General features: G+C 45.6%; 9 protein-coding genes. 3 read left to right on the plus strand and 6 right to left on the minus strand.

Annotated features, from left to right (window positions below):
* Positions 1 to 44 precede the first annotated feature (44 nt).
* The 5 genes from H5336_RS10075 to H5336_RS10095 all read right to left on the minus strand — a co-directional run bounded on the left by H5336_RS10075 (position 45) and on the right by H5336_RS10095 (position 9,166).
* Positions 45 to 1,052 carry a DUF1214 domain-containing protein gene (locus H5336_RS10075; RefSeq protein WP_185233807.1) on the minus strand — a complete coding sequence of 336 codons (1,008 nt, stop codon included), beginning with the start codon at positions 1,050 to 1,052 and terminating at the stop codon, positions 45 to 47.
* 701 nt (positions 1,053 to 1,753) lie between these two features.
* Positions 1,754 to 3,229 carry a conjugal transfer protein TraF gene (traF, locus tag H5336_RS10080; protein ID WP_185233809.1) on the minus strand — a complete coding sequence of 492 codons (1,476 nt, stop codon included), beginning with the start codon at positions 3,227 to 3,229 and terminating at the stop codon, positions 1,754 to 1,756.
* Between the two features lie 287 nt (positions 3,230 to 3,516).
* Positions 3,517 to 6,912, minus strand: a complete 3,396-nt coding sequence (locus H5336_RS10085) for a mechanosensitive ion channel domain-containing protein (protein WP_185233811.1) — start codon at positions 6,910 to 6,912, stop codon at positions 3,517 to 3,519.
* A 70-nt stretch (positions 6,913 to 6,982) separates the two neighbouring features.
* Positions 6,983 to 8,011: a ligand-gated ion channel gene (locus H5336_RS10090; RefSeq protein WP_185233813.1), complete on the minus strand. Its 1,029-nt coding sequence runs from the start codon at positions 8,009 to 8,011 to the stop codon at positions 6,983 to 6,985.
* Between the two features lie 36 nt (positions 8,012 to 8,047).
* Positions 8,048 to 9,166: a BamA/TamA family outer membrane protein gene (locus H5336_RS10095; RefSeq protein WP_185233815.1), complete on the minus strand. Its 1,119-nt coding sequence runs from the start codon at positions 9,164 to 9,166 to the stop codon at positions 8,048 to 8,050.
* 140 nt (positions 9,167 to 9,306) lie between these two features.
* Between H5336_RS10095 and H5336_RS10100 the strand changes: the two genes are divergently transcribed.
* The 3 genes from H5336_RS10100 to H5336_RS10110 all read left to right on the plus strand — a co-directional run bounded on the left by H5336_RS10100 (position 9,307) and on the right by H5336_RS10110 (position 15,142).
* Positions 9,307 to 9,552, plus strand: coding sequence for a hypothetical protein (locus tag H5336_RS10100; protein ID WP_185233817.1), 246 nt, complete (start codon positions 9,307 to 9,309; stop codon positions 9,550 to 9,552).
* A gap of 113 nt (positions 9,553 to 9,665) precedes the next feature.
* A complete protein-coding gene (locus H5336_RS10105; RefSeq protein ID WP_185233819.1) occupies positions 9,666 to 11,483 on the plus strand; it encodes an autotransporter assembly complex protein TamA in 1,818 nt (605 codons plus the stop codon).
* Between the two features lie 11 nt (positions 11,484 to 11,494).
* Positions 11,495 to 15,142 carry a translocation/assembly module TamB domain-containing protein gene (locus tag H5336_RS10110; protein WP_185233821.1) on the plus strand — a complete coding sequence of 1,216 codons (3,648 nt, stop codon included), beginning with the start codon at positions 11,495 to 11,497 and terminating at the stop codon, positions 15,140 to 15,142.
* Positions 15,143 to 15,274: 132 nt separating this feature from the next.
* Here H5336_RS10110 and H5336_RS10115 read toward each other — a convergent pair whose 3' ends face one another.
* Positions 15,275 to 16,288 carry an AraC family transcriptional regulator gene (locus H5336_RS10115; RefSeq protein ID WP_185233823.1) on the minus strand — a complete coding sequence of 338 codons (1,014 nt, stop codon included), beginning with the start codon at positions 16,286 to 16,288 and terminating at the stop codon, positions 15,275 to 15,277.
* Positions 16,289 to 16,399 lie beyond the last annotated feature (111 nt).

The raw sequence follows: 16,399 nt of genomic DNA on the forward strand, positions 1-16,399 counted from the left end.
AGTAGCTGTGTACAGACTAAAGGGTTTAAGCGCGGCTACGTATACTATTTCACGGGCTTTGGGTCGGGAAATTTCCAGCTGCCATCGAGGATTGCTTTTTGGGGTTGATACAAGCGAACGATGTAGTTCCAGCCTTCTGTTGTTGGGATACAGTTTTCGCGCTTATCCGAACAACCACCAAAATGGATAGTGGCTCCACCGTCTTTATTGGGTGTAGCCGTTAGGTTGTTGATTGAGTTAACGCCCAAATCGTTCTTTTCCATGAAGCCGCTGTCGTTGTAAACCGTTATAGAAGCAAAACCATCGACAGGAATATCTTTTACTGTTAGTACATAATTAACTTTTCCGTCATTGTTTTCAGGGTAAACATTTACATACATCGCGTCTTTTTTGGGGTTGCCTCCCCAGCCTAATGCGGTCCCTATCAAATGATGGATAGGATTTAGCTTGTCTTTTTGTCCTAGCATCCCCGAAGTGTCGCTAAGCGTTGTTCCAAGTACGTTTATGGCATCGCGTATTGTGGCGAGCGATTCCTCGTCCCAATCTGGAGTATCCAAGACGCCTGTTTTTTCTTGCTTTACTATGATCTTATCTTGAACAGAATTTGCCTGCTTTATATCGCTGGCATCGTTTGCGTTCACAAGAGTGCGAAAAATCACGCCAACGTAACGCGTACCTACATCTTTTTGTGTCAGTGTGTAAGAACCTGCTTCATAGATTGCGGGCGGAATGGAGTGATCTTGATTAACAATCATCATCGATTGCCACCGATCTGTTTTTGGCTTGTTAATGGTAACGGGGTTTGTTAAATCGAAAATTCCGATAGAATACAGTGTATCTCTATTCATACGAATAACGTCTTGTTTATCTAATGGTGTTGGCTGCCGTATATGATGTAATTTTCCGAAGCCACCCGCGGCCTCATATCGCTTGAACGTCATATCGGTTTCCGCGCGAACAAAGCTATCGACAGTAACTTGTTCAGAAGCCCAGGAAGTTGAAGCTGAGAGTAGTGTGGCAAGCAAAAAAAATGTCTTAGTATCTATTGTCATTATTTTATCCTTAATGTAAAAAATATTTTTACAACTCTTGGTTCTCGTTAGCGCGTGATCGGCTTTCTGCTCGGCACCGCTCACAAGAGTTATACGGCCCGTATCATTAGAAATGATTTTTGTTTGTAGGCACGATAGTACGAACCAGTTTTGCTTCAACAAACTAACATAGTCTTTAGCCCTTCGCTAGACGTGAAAGTAAGAGTTTCGGCGTCCATAAAAACATTTGGATACTAAGGGGTACGACTGAGTACTATCTTAGTAATCCGTAAAGTGCGAATGTGTTGGGCTGTTTTAATCTGGCTGGGTATTTGATCGGTAAAAATACTACAGTGTGCAGCATATGGTGGCCCTCATCGTTCGGATAAATAGATATTCAGTAAACGCACGGCGAAAGCGAAAGCTAATGGACTAAACGTAAATGACTCATCCATAAAGAGGCGCATGGCCCGATAGGCAAATGGGGGGCGTTAATTCTTTGGAATACCTGCTTTTGCGAGAGTGAGGTTACTTTAGCGCACAATTTTTGCTGGAACGGGAATCTAAACCTTTAAGGAAAAGCTAAAAAAGCTGAGGCAGCGTAACCTGCTCCAGCTTTCTTTTGTTCCTTAATAGCAGCTCTATTAGTTATTTTTTTTGGCCGCTATTTTGGTGTGCGGTTTATGCACAAGGTATTATTGACAGGCCTGCTGGTGAACCGGCTAAAACTTATAATTAAAGCCTAAAGAAAGCTTTACGTTTTTAGGGTAAGAGTTACCAGAAATCTTAGTTGTTTCCAAGGTGCTGGCTAAATCTAGATTAAAGTATTTTAAGGCGGTTATTCCGATCGCGACTTGAGACAATTTTGTGCCGGAAAGGTTGCTGTGTAAACCCGCTCTGAGGTTGGATAGTATCCAGCTGTTACTTTTGTAACCACCACTAATGGATGCCCACTGAAAGCTCTGGCCTAGAGGGTCTTCTACGGCATTTGCGTCTACGGCAACATTCAGGCCCCATTTTTTATCGCTGGTGTATAAACCACTTTCCAGCTTTAACTGACGTTTACTTTTGTATTGGCGGATGTTCTTCAGAGTATCGAGTACTTTCTCACTCTCTATCTGTGTTGTATCAATTACGGGAAACTCGAATTCACTTTGAACTAGGTCGAGTAGCGATGCACCAATACTGTAGTTGCTCGCTGTCCAGAGTACGCCAAGGTCGATATCAATGGCGGTATCGGTGTTGAATTCTGCGTTTTTAATATCGTCGAATAGACTTTCTGAGTCGCCTATATCGCCAATACGGGTGGCGACGTTTGATAGCCCTATGTTGACCACCTTGGGGGTAACGCCCCAGTAGAGGCTACCGCTTTCGTAGTCTCCGTACTCACGGCTATAGCCAAAAGTAAATTCTGATACTTTTGCGGCCTTGGTAACGAGCAAGCTGTCGTTTTCGAACGCAAAGCTCGCTTTGCCTGTGCTTGGCTCTACGGTAATAGAAATACCGCCGGATAGGTCGAATGTTGTTATCGGGTCTTCGGGCACTAGCGCGAACAAGCTTTCTAGCTCTGTGAGTGCTTGCTGGCTATCGAAATTAAACTCATCTTCAATACCAATAGCGCCGGAAGACACCTGCCGTGTAAAGTTGAAACTGAAAGTGCCGCCCAAAAAGTTGGTGTTACTGATAAGCGAAAACTGATTTGAAATATCGGCTCTGGCAAAACCGTCTGTGCTAACTAAGGCGAGTATTGCCGCTGCGCTGGCGGCTTCGACGCCAATGCGATCTATCAGGGCGTCGAGGTCTGGGTTGGATATATCGAGATCGCCGCCAGGTTTGCCGCCACCGTCTCCGCCGTTGTCGCCTCCTCCATTGTTGGCTCCGTCATCTTTGTTGGCAAAATAGTCCGCAAGATCGTCGATTTTCTCAAACAGATTATCTAAATTGCCGTACTCCAGCCCGCCGCCGAGGCTAAATTCGCCCATAACCTTGTCGTCACTGGTCATCCGGGTACGGTCGTATGCGCCTGAGGCGGGGTTCAAGTTGTTACTGATGGTTCCCTGACCGTGGGATACCGCGCCATAACTGAGATTAACGCCGGTGGGATTAAAGCTGGCTGCATTCACAGAAGCGCTGAGGACTGTACAGCCTATAAGGCCTGAAATGCTTAAACCGGTTTTGAGGTTACTGTGTAATTTCATGATGAATGCGGGCCGCTAGAGTTAGGTTGATAATGGTACCAGCTTTTGACGGCGGGAAAAATTGTGTCGTCGTTCGCTAACATGTCACTCAGTACGTGTGTGTGGCTATTTGCCTAATAGCAAAAGCCTATAAAATCTAATTGCGAGTTGCTAGCGTGGTATCAAGCGCCACGTATGGGTATTCGCAATCATCGCACACAAAACCTAGCGGGTCGGAGCCTGGCAAGCCGCAGTGCGGCGTTGGGCCGCTAGCTAGCAAAGGTCAAACTTACCTATTAGAGACGCCCCTATGATTGTGTAGATACAATGTTAACCTCGAGTGGACCATTAGTATCCAAATGCACATCGGTTTGTGGGAATGCAATGGTGATACTGTTTTGTGCAAAACGCGTATTAATGTCTTTATGCAATTCCGTAATAGTAGAAATGCGATTATCGTTGTATTCAATATAGCAGCGTAAGTAGAGAACCAGGCTGCTATCGGCAAACTCTTCAAACGAAACGTAGGGGGCAGGTTCGCCAAGAATAGTAGGGTTATTGCGTGCGCATTCCCCTACAATATCCATGGCCAATTCCACGTTACTGCCGTAGGCAATTCCAATAGGGATTTTGATGCGTGTGAGGTCATCTGATAGCGACCAATTTAATAGCCGGCCCGTAATAAATTCCTTGTTCGGCACGAGTAATTCCTTTCTTTCCCACGTTCTAATGGTAGTGGCACGTGTTTGAATTCGCGTGATTACACCCTCGGTATCGCCAATGGTTACAACGTCACCTATTCGAATGGGGCGCTCGAAAAGAATAATAAGCCCACAAATAAAGTTGGCAATAATTTCCTGTAAACCAAAGCCTATACCAACACTGAGTGCCGCTACCAGCCACTGCACCTTATTCCAGCTTATACCCAGAATATTGGAAACAAATATAACGGTGCCTACAATTAAAATATAGGAAGTGAGCGTTTTAATGGTAAAACGACTACCCGCTGAAATGTCGAGTCGCTGTAAAACAATAATTTCTAGTAGACCGGGTAAACGCTTTATGGAAATGGACGTAATGAATATCACCATTAGTGAATAAATTAGGTCTGCAAGGCTAATAGGGGTGATAACGTCTTTTCCGCCTGTGGAACTAAAGTTTTCCCAAAGCGTTATACCTTCTAATACATTGAAGGCCGGTAAAATATCGGACCAAATAGTAGCAACACCCCATACTGCTAGGGCGATAACGCTGATATTCAATATTTGCTTACTGTCTTCATTTATTGCAGCTAAATCGACTTCTGGCACCTCTTCAATGTCATGAAACTCGCTTGCCGACTTCGATTCGTGTGTATTTTCGTCGCGGGCTTTTGCCTGGAATTCCTTTCGGCGTTCTAATGCTGCGGCAAACGCCAGACGACGATGGTTGATACGGAGCCAGCGGAAAACCAATTGATGTAATAATAGAATGACGTAGGCAAAACACGCCGTATGAATAACTTTTTGCAAAAGCGTAATGGAACCATTGATATAGCCAAAGCCAGTGTAGATAACTAACACAATGGGTATGCTGGGCAGCAAGTATTTGGCGTACACTATAACTTTATTGGCTACTTTATCTTTGGCCTGAAAAACCCTAAACATTAGGAAAGACGTTAGAAACAGAATGGCACTATAGGTAAGCAGTATAAAACTGTTCTTCATTGAGTCGCTGTTTGATCTTAAATACTCGGCGAAAAAATATAGAATAACGACACAAAACAGAGATACCTTGAAGGCCGGTCTACGAACTACGGTGAGTATTGAAGCGGTACGCTGAAAGTGAATTTCGGCAATGCCCCGTGGCCGAGTTTGCTCTGTCACGAGTCGAGCGAAGAATAATATGTTGCAGGTAATCAGTATAGAATGCCAGAACGCGCTGTAGGCTAAGGAGGTTTGGTTGGCCGTTAGCATTTCCAGGGAAACAACGGCAAGCAGGAATGGAATGCTAACTATGTTAACTAAAGAAAACCCTATGGCTTTTAATGTAGCCAATATGGTGTCTCTTTTGTATTTCGAAACGTTACGCCCTTGGTTTTCTATTAGCCGATACAACCGTGGACGAAAATAGTATACGAGCACAACGGCCATAAGTGATATAAGAAAACGAAAAGAGCCAAGCAAATTGTCTTTAAGCTGCTGTAGTGAGCCGGTGGAGAAAATGTGAGAAACAACGCTAATAGTGTCTGCAGTAAGTCGGGTTAGAAAATCGCCACCTAGAGGAGTTGAGCTTTTAACCCAAATCATTCTCTCGTTTAGAAATAACTGAAATTCTGACACCGTAAGCACAATTTTTTCGTAATGTGAGGCCAGTTCGTTTAAGCTCCTAATATAGCTTCTATCAAGTTCTAGTGCGTAATTAAGTAAGCTGGTTCTGCGTGCTACTAGCGCTTCCATTTGTGGTTGAATTTCTGCACGCATGTCGGCATCGAGCTTGAGGTTGACGGTAAGCGACTGTATATACTGTTCGCCAGACTCAATATTGCGCAATTCTTCTTCGTGTAGAATTTGGTCGAGCATAGCGCTGGCTATACGGTCGTTAAAGCTGTTGAGAATGCTGGTGTAATCTCCCCTGTTTTGAAGCTGTTGGCTTTGCTGCAATAGGGTGTTGCCCAAGTTTTGGCTGAAACCGGCAATACTTACCCTGCGTTTTGTACGCTTCATGCTTTCTTCGAGGTGTAAATTCTCATCGCGAATTTTTTCAGCCTGCTCACCGGTCTGGCGGATATCCTCCACAATTGTAGAGGTCAGTTCACCCAGAGCTGCGTTCTTTTGGGCTAATGCCTGAACCACCGCATGAGAGTTGCTGTAGGCGTCTAGCGAATTTTCCACTTCTTTCAGTTCAGTTTCGGCAAATGCCGAACGACGCTGGTACAGAAATTCTTCTAGCGAATTAACCATTGATGCCAGTGTTTGCATATCAAAGGTGGTGGAATCGTTGTTTGCCTGAATTAGCTCCAGTCGCATGGGTTGACTTAGCAGCTCTTGATCAAGCATAAGCACTTCGGCCTTAATGGCAAGATATTCGCTAGCCAATAACCAATTTCTGGCTTCCTGGGACCCGGCTGAGGAGTCGGGGTCGTAAGGGCGCTGGTATTGGTTGGCCAAATCAGCTTGGCGGGTAGATATTTGCAATAATTTCTCGCGAATTTTACTGGGCCGATTGGCTTCGAAGCTGAGGGTTTTAGTGATTTCCTCCAGCTTGGCTCTTACCGCTGCATGGTTAGCCTTTTCTGTGAGGTAACGTTGCTCTAGCGCGGGTAAATCGAGTTTTTCGACTTCACGGGCATTAACAGGCTTGGTCTTGCGCACCTTATTTTTTAGTGACTGCCGAACTGTTTTTGCTTTGTCTCGAGCACTTTGGCGCGACTGAAGATAAGCTGCGTAGCGTCTTTTGTAGGCCTCGGCGGTTTGCAGGTTTAATAGAACCTTCTTGTAGGTATCTATGAGCTTGGCCTTATTATCGTCGTCAAGGGTGGTGAGTGAAGACACTTCACTGAGTTTGGCTTCTACGGTGGCCGTATCGAGTTTGATTTCCTGTAGAGTTGCCGAATTCGGGTTGCTCATTTGCGCGTTGCCTAACGCGGTGGTAAGCAGTAAAAAGAAAAGCGAGAAAACTCTGCTTGCCACGAGGTAGATACTTTGTTTTTTAGTATTGTTCATAATGACCGCGTTCGCCGGCTAGCGGCTGTATATTCGTAAAATGCACAAAAAAAGAATTGACCGAAGTTGGTTAGGTAAGCAACTTAAGGTACAGCGTTTCGATGACGATAAGACTGAAAACGAGTGGGAATAATAGCCTACAGAATTTATCGATGCGTAATGCATGGGCATGTCGGCCTATTTTGGTCATGTGTGTAGCGTAAACAACCTCAATAAAACTGGAAAACACCAGCAGGCTCGAAGCCATAACAAAATAGTCAAGAGTAGTAAGGTACGATAGGTTTGGCAGTTTTGAGGCAACCGAAAAACGGTAGGCAATAAGGGTAAGCATGGATGTCATGCATACGCCAACATTACTGCCGGTTTCCTTGGGGTCGAGCCAAAAAACAACCCAGCTCATAATAACAATCATAATGAGCGGAAAGATGACCTGAATAACAAAGTAAGAATGACGTCGTATAGCTTCAAACGAAAAGCGAATGGCAGGGTTACCCTTGGCGTTGGCAACCGGCCTATAGGTGTAGGCTTCGGCTTCGAGATCAAGAAGGTCCCAGTCGGAAACACTGAGTTCGTCAGCAATTCCGCCCATATCCTCAAGCCAGTAAAAAACCAACTGTTGGCTTGTATGCCCTGCGGTGACCAAGTTGAATGAAAAGCGTTGGGTATCGAAAGGGAAAGCCCGCAGGTCCATTTTTTGGGAGTACTCGCCCCACATGCCCTGCAGATAGCGAACCGTACCGTCACTCTCAACAAATACCTCGGCACTTAGGGTGTTTGAGCTCCGCTGTAGGTTGACGATCTGTAGATTAGGGTGCCAAATGTCCGACAATTTCATTTTTATCGGCGTTTCATTGCTGTGAGCTAGGCGGGAGTCGTGCCAAACCAGCATTGTGTACAGTTTTGCCGTCATTACCTGTTTTGCCGTATTAATATCCTGCATGTCGGCCAGCAATATGGTGGCGCCCACTTTAAGCGGCAGTTGCGTTTCCGGCGGGAAGGCCGTTAGCGAATTGTCATAAGGCGAAGCGAAAGCATAACGGCCCGCCGTAAGCCCGGTGATGACTAATAGCAGTATTAGCAGAGGTTTATTTAGATTCATACAGGAATATAGGCTCGTGGTTATGGCTAAAGCGTTTTAGAATTTTTCGCCCACATGCAGGTATATAGCTTCCCCGTCTTCACTTACACCAACATCAAGCCCGAGGTGCATAGCCTGCTTCTTGGAGACCTGCCAGCGAATGCCGGCACCGGTACTGGTCACAACTTTGTTGTCTAGGGCATTGCTGATGGAGTTACCCACACTGCCGACTTCAGCGGATAGCATAAAGCCCCAACGAGGGTGGAATTTGTGCCGCCACTCTAGGTGACCGGAAACGGCGGCTTCGTCTTGATAGCGTCCACTGGAGAAGCCGCGCATATTCAGGGTTGGCATTAGGAAGAAAGGGGCTTCACCGTCGACCATACTGCTATAGCCTCTAACGGCGATTACACTCTTCTCGCTCGCCGAAAAATAGTGATTATAGCTAAGGGTGTAGCGGTCGAAACTGTAGTCACTGCCAAGCGACTCGTCATCTCGGCCCACTTCCATGTTCAAAAAACGACCCGTTCTGGGGTAGTAGTTGTTGTCACGATTGTCGTAGTTCACCACCACGGCCATGTTAGCAATTTTCATATCGTCGTCTAAAACGGGAATACCGGGTATCAGTGCGTCTAGATCGAAGGTAATGGTAGATTCCATAACCACTGCTTTTAAGCCCCCGAACCAATCTTTTGTGCCCGGTAGGCGCCCAAGTGCCTGTATAAGTACAACATTAGCCGTAAGATTATATTGGACGGGGTCATCGGCGAAAGCCGGGTCGCTGCCGGAACCATAGAAATTAACATTAACATCTCCTGTACCCACTACCCCTCGAACCCGCAAACGGTCGTCAAACAAGTAGTTGTCATGAAAAAGACCAGCAACCCAGCTGTCGGTATCGGTATACATACCGCCTAAACCGCTGGTCGCATTGGGTGAGTCAGCGCTGTTTTTTTTCGACGGATGCATGTATAAGAGTGCCGCCTGCAAGCCGGACCCAATCGTAGGGTTAGACATGGGAATCGGAACAGCAAGAAATTGGCCTTTGCGGAAGGACTTTGAATTATGTGCCTTATCTACGTCGCGATTGAGCCTGTCGTCTAGCTCAGCGGAAAAAGCTTGGCCAGCAAACGCAAAAAACGAACAGCAAAGAAAGAGCTTAGTAAAGCTGGTCATGGTGAAATTCCGGGTGAAAAGGGCTAAAAAAGAATACGGATATAATACGTCAAATTGAAAAATGGCGGTACGCGATTTTGACTAATTAGCGGTATTGCTCATGTATAATCGCAAATAACGTTGTGCTTCGAGGCGTTACGATGGTGAAAGTATTCAGGCTAGTAATGAGCGTCTCCACGTCTGTCGCCGTCAATAGTTTCACATTACGTGAAAATGGCAGCGTGGTGCGCTCGCAGCAGAGTGTTAGCACAGAAAAAATGTGCAAAAAATACAAGAGTATTGATGACATGATTAGCCAAGTTAATGGCCGCGAAATGCCCGTTTCTAGCGCTGTAGCCCCGTCGCTGGGCTCTTGCCAGAATTCACTCAGTTTATGCGTGGCTTAATGGATTTCTGCAGGTTCTATTGCAGCCTACAAAGTGATTTCTCTGGAAATCGAGAAATTACAACAGGCCACATTCGCCAGGTAGTTACTTGCCCGTTAGACCTCGATTGACCCATGAGTGTTATGTATTTCACCGCCAACATCAGTTTCCGTAACTTACTGTTTGTACTTATCTTGATGATGAGCCAATCGGTGTTAGCGGCTATGCTTGCCCAAAAACGCCCTGGCTATACTCTGGAGCTTTTATCCGAACAGAAGCCAGCGCTCGTCGTTAGCCTGCGCGCTAGACTTCAAGCTCACCGTGAATACATCGAAAAGTCCAAAGTCAAAGAAACGATAAAAGCGATAGCTGAAGATGAGCAGCGGGTGTTAGAAAAGTCCGCACGTGCGTTGGGCTTTTACGATGTTGATGTGAAGGCTGAGTACGAGGTTAACGCTCAAGGGCCTATACGTTACAAGATTGACGCTGGTGAAGCGTATCAGCTCGAAAAAATTGAATATCGTTTTCCAGCAATTCTACAACAGGAAAAATTTACGCTTAAAGGGTTGAAAATTGGCGATGCGTTAAATGCAGAGTACGTCTTACTTGCAGAAAAAGACCTGCTTCAACAGTTGGGCACGCATTGTTTATACGAATTGGATTTGAGCTACAAAGTAACGCTCTCCCGAGAGAAAAAGAAAGCCACCATTGTTTTCAACTTGACCGACAGCCCGCCAAGCCATTTCCGCACAATTAGCTTTGAGGGGCTCGAGCACACAAAGGAAGAATTTCTGCGAAGCCAGACTAGCCTGAAAGTAGGCGATTGTTACAGCGCCACTCGCCTGAATACAGAGCGGCTAAAATTATTGCAAACGAATCTGTTAAATTCTGTGTCGCCCGTTGTTACCCACGGGAATTTTGTCAAACCTGATAATATTGATGGACGTGAAAGCTACCCTATAGATATCACTTTCCAAGTTGCAGAGCGAAAATATCGCAGTATTAAAGCGGGAGCGGGTTACAGTACTGATGAACAAGCCGGTATAAGCTTAGAATGGCAAAACCGCAACTCTTTTGGCTCGGGTGAGAGCATGAAAGTTGAATGGGGCTTGAATGGTATACGTCAGCACCTAGACGCCACTTATACTATTCCACACTTCTACTCCGAGGACCGCAGGCTTGAAATTGAAGCGCTGGTTGAGGAGGAAGATACTGCTGCATTTGAGAGTATTAAGGTTGAGCTTTCGGCAACCATTATTCGTTCTTTTTGGACCAATTTTTTGTTTATGTATGGAACCCAGTTCGCGCATTCAAAAGTATCTGAAGACGACGAGCGTGAAAATTTTAATCTTGTTTCTGCGCCGGTAGGCTTAACATGGAATAAACGCGATGACCTGCTGAACACCACAACGGGAATGACGCTTTCAACGTCCGTGGCACCGTTTCAGGACATTCACAAGGAAGATCTACGTTTTTTACGCGGTACATTAGCGGGCACATTTTTTATCAGCGCGTCGCAATTACGCACACATCCTACGTTGGCAACCCGAGTAACAATGGGTTCCATGACAGGTTCAAGCCTGGACAAAATTCCTGCAGATGAACGTTTCTATTCCGGGGGAGGAGGTTCCATACGTGGTTATGCCTATCAGTTAGCCGGGGAGTTAACCGATGGTTTGCCAAACGGTGGCAAATCGTTTGGTGAGCTTGTTGTAGAATCCCGGTTCAAACTGTCGCCAACATGGGGGCTGGTCGCCTTTGTTGATGGCGGCTACGCCTATCCGGAAGAAATGCCCAGTTTCGGTGAGGATTTTCTGTGGGGTGCCGGTTTGGGCATTCGCTACTTTACAGGGTTTGCACCTATCCGTTTTGATGTCGCAGTACCCTTGGATAAGCGCGAAAACATTGACGACGACTATCAAATATACATCAGTATTGGCCAGGCATTTTGAGTGTTGTTTCGATGAAATATAATATAGCGAACCAGGTCATAAAGGTAGGGCGAAAAATAGCGAAATCCCTATTGTATGGTTTGCTTACGCTGACGGTTGTGTGTGCGCTTTGCGTAGCCCTATTGTCTATAGACAGCGTGCGTGAACATGCGGTTAGTTACGCATTAAAAAAATACAATAACGCTCAAACCGACATTCAGATCAACCTTGAAGGTATTACCAGCACATCAATGGGGCGTTGGTATGTCGCTCGGGGCGTTATTGCCTTAGAAAATCAAGAAATAATTACCGTCGAAAAGTTTAACCTCGCGTTGGTTCTTTCCGCGCTTTGGGATAAACATATTCATATTCAGCAGTTATCGGCTGCCACTGTTCGCTATAGCTATTATCCGCTGGAAGAAAAAACACCTGAGCCTCCAATCAATAAAGAATCGGTAACGGCTATAACGCTACCAAACCTGTGGCAAATTTCGTTGGATTCGCTGGCGATAAAACGGTTGCGGCTAAATTTAGAAAATCTAGCCGCGGTACCACCTGAATTGGCGCATTTAGATTACCAAATTACTGGCATGCTCAAGGCCTTTTCGGCCGATACGCCTTTGGCGATTACGCTAGAAGCATTTGATGCTAACGACAACACACGGCTCTCGATTAAAACGCGAGAAGGCGTTACCCAAAAAACCAAAATCGAGGGGTCTTTTCGCGAAAAGAGTGAGGGCCTATTCGCTCAACTATTTACTCAGCAGCTAGGGTTTGAGCTAAATTTTGTTGCAGAGCTAGACAAGGCGAGCGATTACCCAACAGTGGATATACAAAAACTACGCATAGACATTGCCGATCAACTATTGGAGGCTAGCGCCTTTCTCGCATTTGAAGAAAATAACGGCCTTAAAATTAGCCGCGGCCAATTAATGCAGCGACCTGAAACTGAAAGAAACGAGGAAAGCGCTGCAATTAATAGCATAGAATTTTCTGGATTTATGGATAGCGACAATTTACAGGCGACAATTAACACGCAGCATTTTGACGTTACAGCCCTCCATAGTTTGGCGAATACCGTTTTAGATGATTTGCCGCCGCTACCTACCGCGAAGGCAAAAATTGAACAACTGGAATTCAGTTTTACGTCGCACCCTCAGGATATTCTCAACCAGGCACAGCTCAAACTCAAAACGCGTATTGCAGCAGAATATAATGAGACCCCATTATTGCTAATGGCAAGCCTTGACGGAGGACTGGAAAAACTACAGCTAGATGATGTTCGATTAGTGTCGAATGATTCTAGGGTAAAAGTGTCGGGCCAGCTAGATTTTACCGGTGAAGAAAACAACGTTGCTTATGCGTTAAAAAACTTCGATCTATCATTGTTAAAACAGCTTAGTGCTCAATACCCTCCTGGGCTAACCGGTGTTCTGAATGGCAAAGGAAGCATTAAGGGCCTTCTAGAAAAACCCAATATGGAGGTTGAGGCAAAATCTACCTTTCATTACCCTTTAGGCGTTAAAGATGGCGTGCCTTTTCAGCAATCGTTCAAAGCCGAACTAAAGGCAAAATACTTAACCGAAATTATTCTTATAGAATCGGCGTCGTTGGTCAATATAACGTCAAATAATTCCGCCGTGGACATTTCTGGACAGCTAGACCTTACGGGCGACAAAAATGATATACGTTATGCCATAAAAGATTTCGATCTATCCATATTGAAGCAGGCAGGCCTTCAGTATCCCCCAGGCTTCGCCGGTATTCTGAATGGCAAAGGTAGCTTAAAAGGGCTTTTACAAAACCCGAATGCAGAAGTTGAGGCAGAATCTACCTTTCACTACCCGGTTACATTCACTGATGGTGTATCGGTAGAGGAATCGTTTAAGGCCGAATTAAAAGCGAGCTACCTCAACCAAGCTTTGCATATCGAAGCTGCATCGCTGTTGAATATTAAACAACCCGAATCCGTCGTATTGTTTTTACTAAAAGGCGATGTAGACGTCCACAAAAAGTCCCCGGTTGTTAGTTTACAAATCGAAGCCGAAAAACTACCTATGGCGTTATTAGAACCCTATGGTTGGAGCGATACTGAAGGAGCACTGTCCATCAATGTTAATATTGATAATACAGTAGACGAAAATTTTGCGGAGAACTGGGAAAAAAACTTACTTATGGAAGGTAAGCTGCGCTATGAAACACGTATAAAAGCGGATCAGCCCAAGAATGAAACGGCGATAGTATTTGATGTGAATGTGGCCGAAGTCGCAGGCGATAGCGACAATCGATGGTGGCAGCTCAAAGCTGATTTAGGTTTAAAGAAGGGTAAGGAACATAAATCGAATGAGCTTGTGCTGAGCGTTAAAAAGGGCGGGCTGACTCAATTTCTAAAAGATGGCGAGTCCCTGCCGGTAACGCGCCTAGAGGGCCATGTTGATATGGCGGTTGCGAATTTTATTCTGCCGGACTCACAAAAAGTAACGGGAACACTGGTAACGGATGTGGACGTAAGTGGTGACCTTGACCGACCCAACATTAAGGGAGTGGTGGAGATAAGAGACGTTAATTATCGTCATTCCGAATTGGGTACTAGCCTCAATAATGCTTCGGCTTTGCTGTCTTTTGAGGGCACCAAGGTATACCTCAAAAATCTTCAAGCTAAGGATGACGGAGATGGACGAATTGCCATGAATGGACTATTCGATTGGCAAAAAGATGATAACGCAAAGGCTATAGAGCTAAGCCTAGATGCCGATAAGTTTTCGTTATTCGAGCATGACCACGTAGAAGGCAAAATAAGCGCTAATGTGCAGGCTACAGGTAATGTGGAGCGAATACTGGTCAAGGGTGACATTATTGTCTCGCCACTCTCTATATCCATTGCGGCCAATCCGGGCCCTTCCATCCCTGAAATAGAGTACGAATTCGAGCAAATAGAGGAACAGCAGCGCAATAGTCGATTACCGTTTCCAGTTATAGAACTGGACATTAATATCGGTGTCAATCAGCAAGCGTATATTCGTGGCCGCGGCTTGGAAGCGGAGCTTGAAGGCAAGATGAACCTAAAGGGGCCTACTAATAAACTGGAATATCAGGGGGCGTTCAATACAATCCGTGGTGGTTTTGAATTGGTGGGCAAGCAATTTAGCCTTGAGAAAGGTGAGGTCGGTTTCAGTAACAACGCGGTTATCATACTGGTAGTGGGCGTTTACGAAGATGACGAAATGGAAGTGCGTGCAGAAGTAAGCGGTACAGGCGAAGACTTTAATTTTAAGCTTACCTCTATTCCTTCAATGCCCGAGGATGAGCTAATAGCCAAACTTATATTCGGCTCATCGGTACAGGATATTTCGGCACTGCAAGCATTACAGTTAGCTTCCACGGTTCAACGGCTTAAAGGTGGACAAGTCTGGGACCCGGTTGGTGAGGCGCGCAATATATTACATGTTGATACGCTTTCAATTGATACTGAAACAACAGACGAAGGTACTGAACTAAAGTTTGGCGCCGGTAAATATATTACAGATAGGGTATACCTTGAAATTGAGCGCTCTGCAGAACCGGCCCACCCGTGGCAGGGCAACCTCTTAATTGAGCTAACGCCAGCGATAAACCTGGAGACGACCACCGGTGGTGCGTCGGGCGGTTGGACTAAGCTTGTGTGGAAGCACGACTACTAAGCCCCATGGTGGCTTCGTTACCAGCGTTTAAGGGTAGGTTTAACTTCCAACAAGTTGAAAGATGGATATTGGCGCACAAACGTGGCTGTTGAGAATTTAAGCATTACAGTGTTTATTAAAAACGAAGTTTTTTTACGCGGTTTTCTGCAACAGTAGTTCTTTTCTATGGCTGCTGGGTGAGTAACCTGTCCAGCGTTTATAGGCGCGGGTAAAATTAGCTTGGTCGGCAAAGCCCAGTAAATAGGCAATTTCAGTCAGCGACATTTGTGAGTTTTTAATATGGCTGTTGGCAAGTTTTTCTCGCGTCTCATTCTGTAATTTTTTAAACGACTGATTTTCGCTTTTCAATTTGCGTTGTAGCGTCCGTAAAGTAAGATTCATTTTATCCGCAACGGCCTCTTCCGAGGCATTGCCCGACGGTAGCATGTCTATCAATATTGCGATCACATTCCCGACTACATTATTCCTGTCTACCTCGGTTAAATACTGCCGAATGGTTTGCTCGTTTGCCTCTGCGAGCATGGAATTGCCCGTGGCCAATGATTTGTCGGCTACGTGTTGATCAATAAGTAAAACATTTTCTAGACGGTTGTATTCCGGGGAAACTCCGACATAGGCTTCTAGGGCGCCTGGGTTTCGATGATTGCGTGCGAGTTCCATTGCTACGGGAACAAACGCCTCCCCGGCCAGCATTCGGCACATTTTAATAATGGCGGTAATACCGGCATCATTTCCGGCAGGGTGAACCTTGTTTATGTCTTCGGAGGTGGTCATGGAAAATCGATAATGTGTTCCAACTTTGTCCAAACGTGTAATCAGGGAATTATTAACCAGATGAGAATAGCGGTGTAAACGCTGGAAACCCTCCAGCAGCGAGTCGCTTGCCAGCCAGGCAAACCCAAGGGCATGGAAAGTGGTGGGGTTCCAGCTAGTACCAACGGCGACCCCCAAATCTTCGTCACCGGTTAAGGTTACGGCCGCTTCCCATAGTTGTGGCATTTTAAGTGCTTCAAATCGAGCCTGACCATCGCCCAATTTGGTGTAATCGAGCCCTACCTCTTTAAATACTGGTTTTGGATCATACCCGCGTGCCTTCAATGTACTCCATAAAAGCAGTGCCCACGATGTGAGTGTGGTAGTGGCCATAGGTTCTCCTTTGTTCGACGAAAGCATCGCTACTATTGTTTGCCACAGCTAGGGACAACTGATTGTCCTGTTTGGCCAATTTTGCTGCACCATCATTTTATACGCTAACCA

This window comes from Teredinibacter franksiae (assembly GCF_014218805.1).
GTDB classification, from domain to species: Bacteria; Pseudomonadota; Gammaproteobacteria; order Pseudomonadales; family Cellvibrionaceae; genus Teredinibacter; species Teredinibacter franksiae.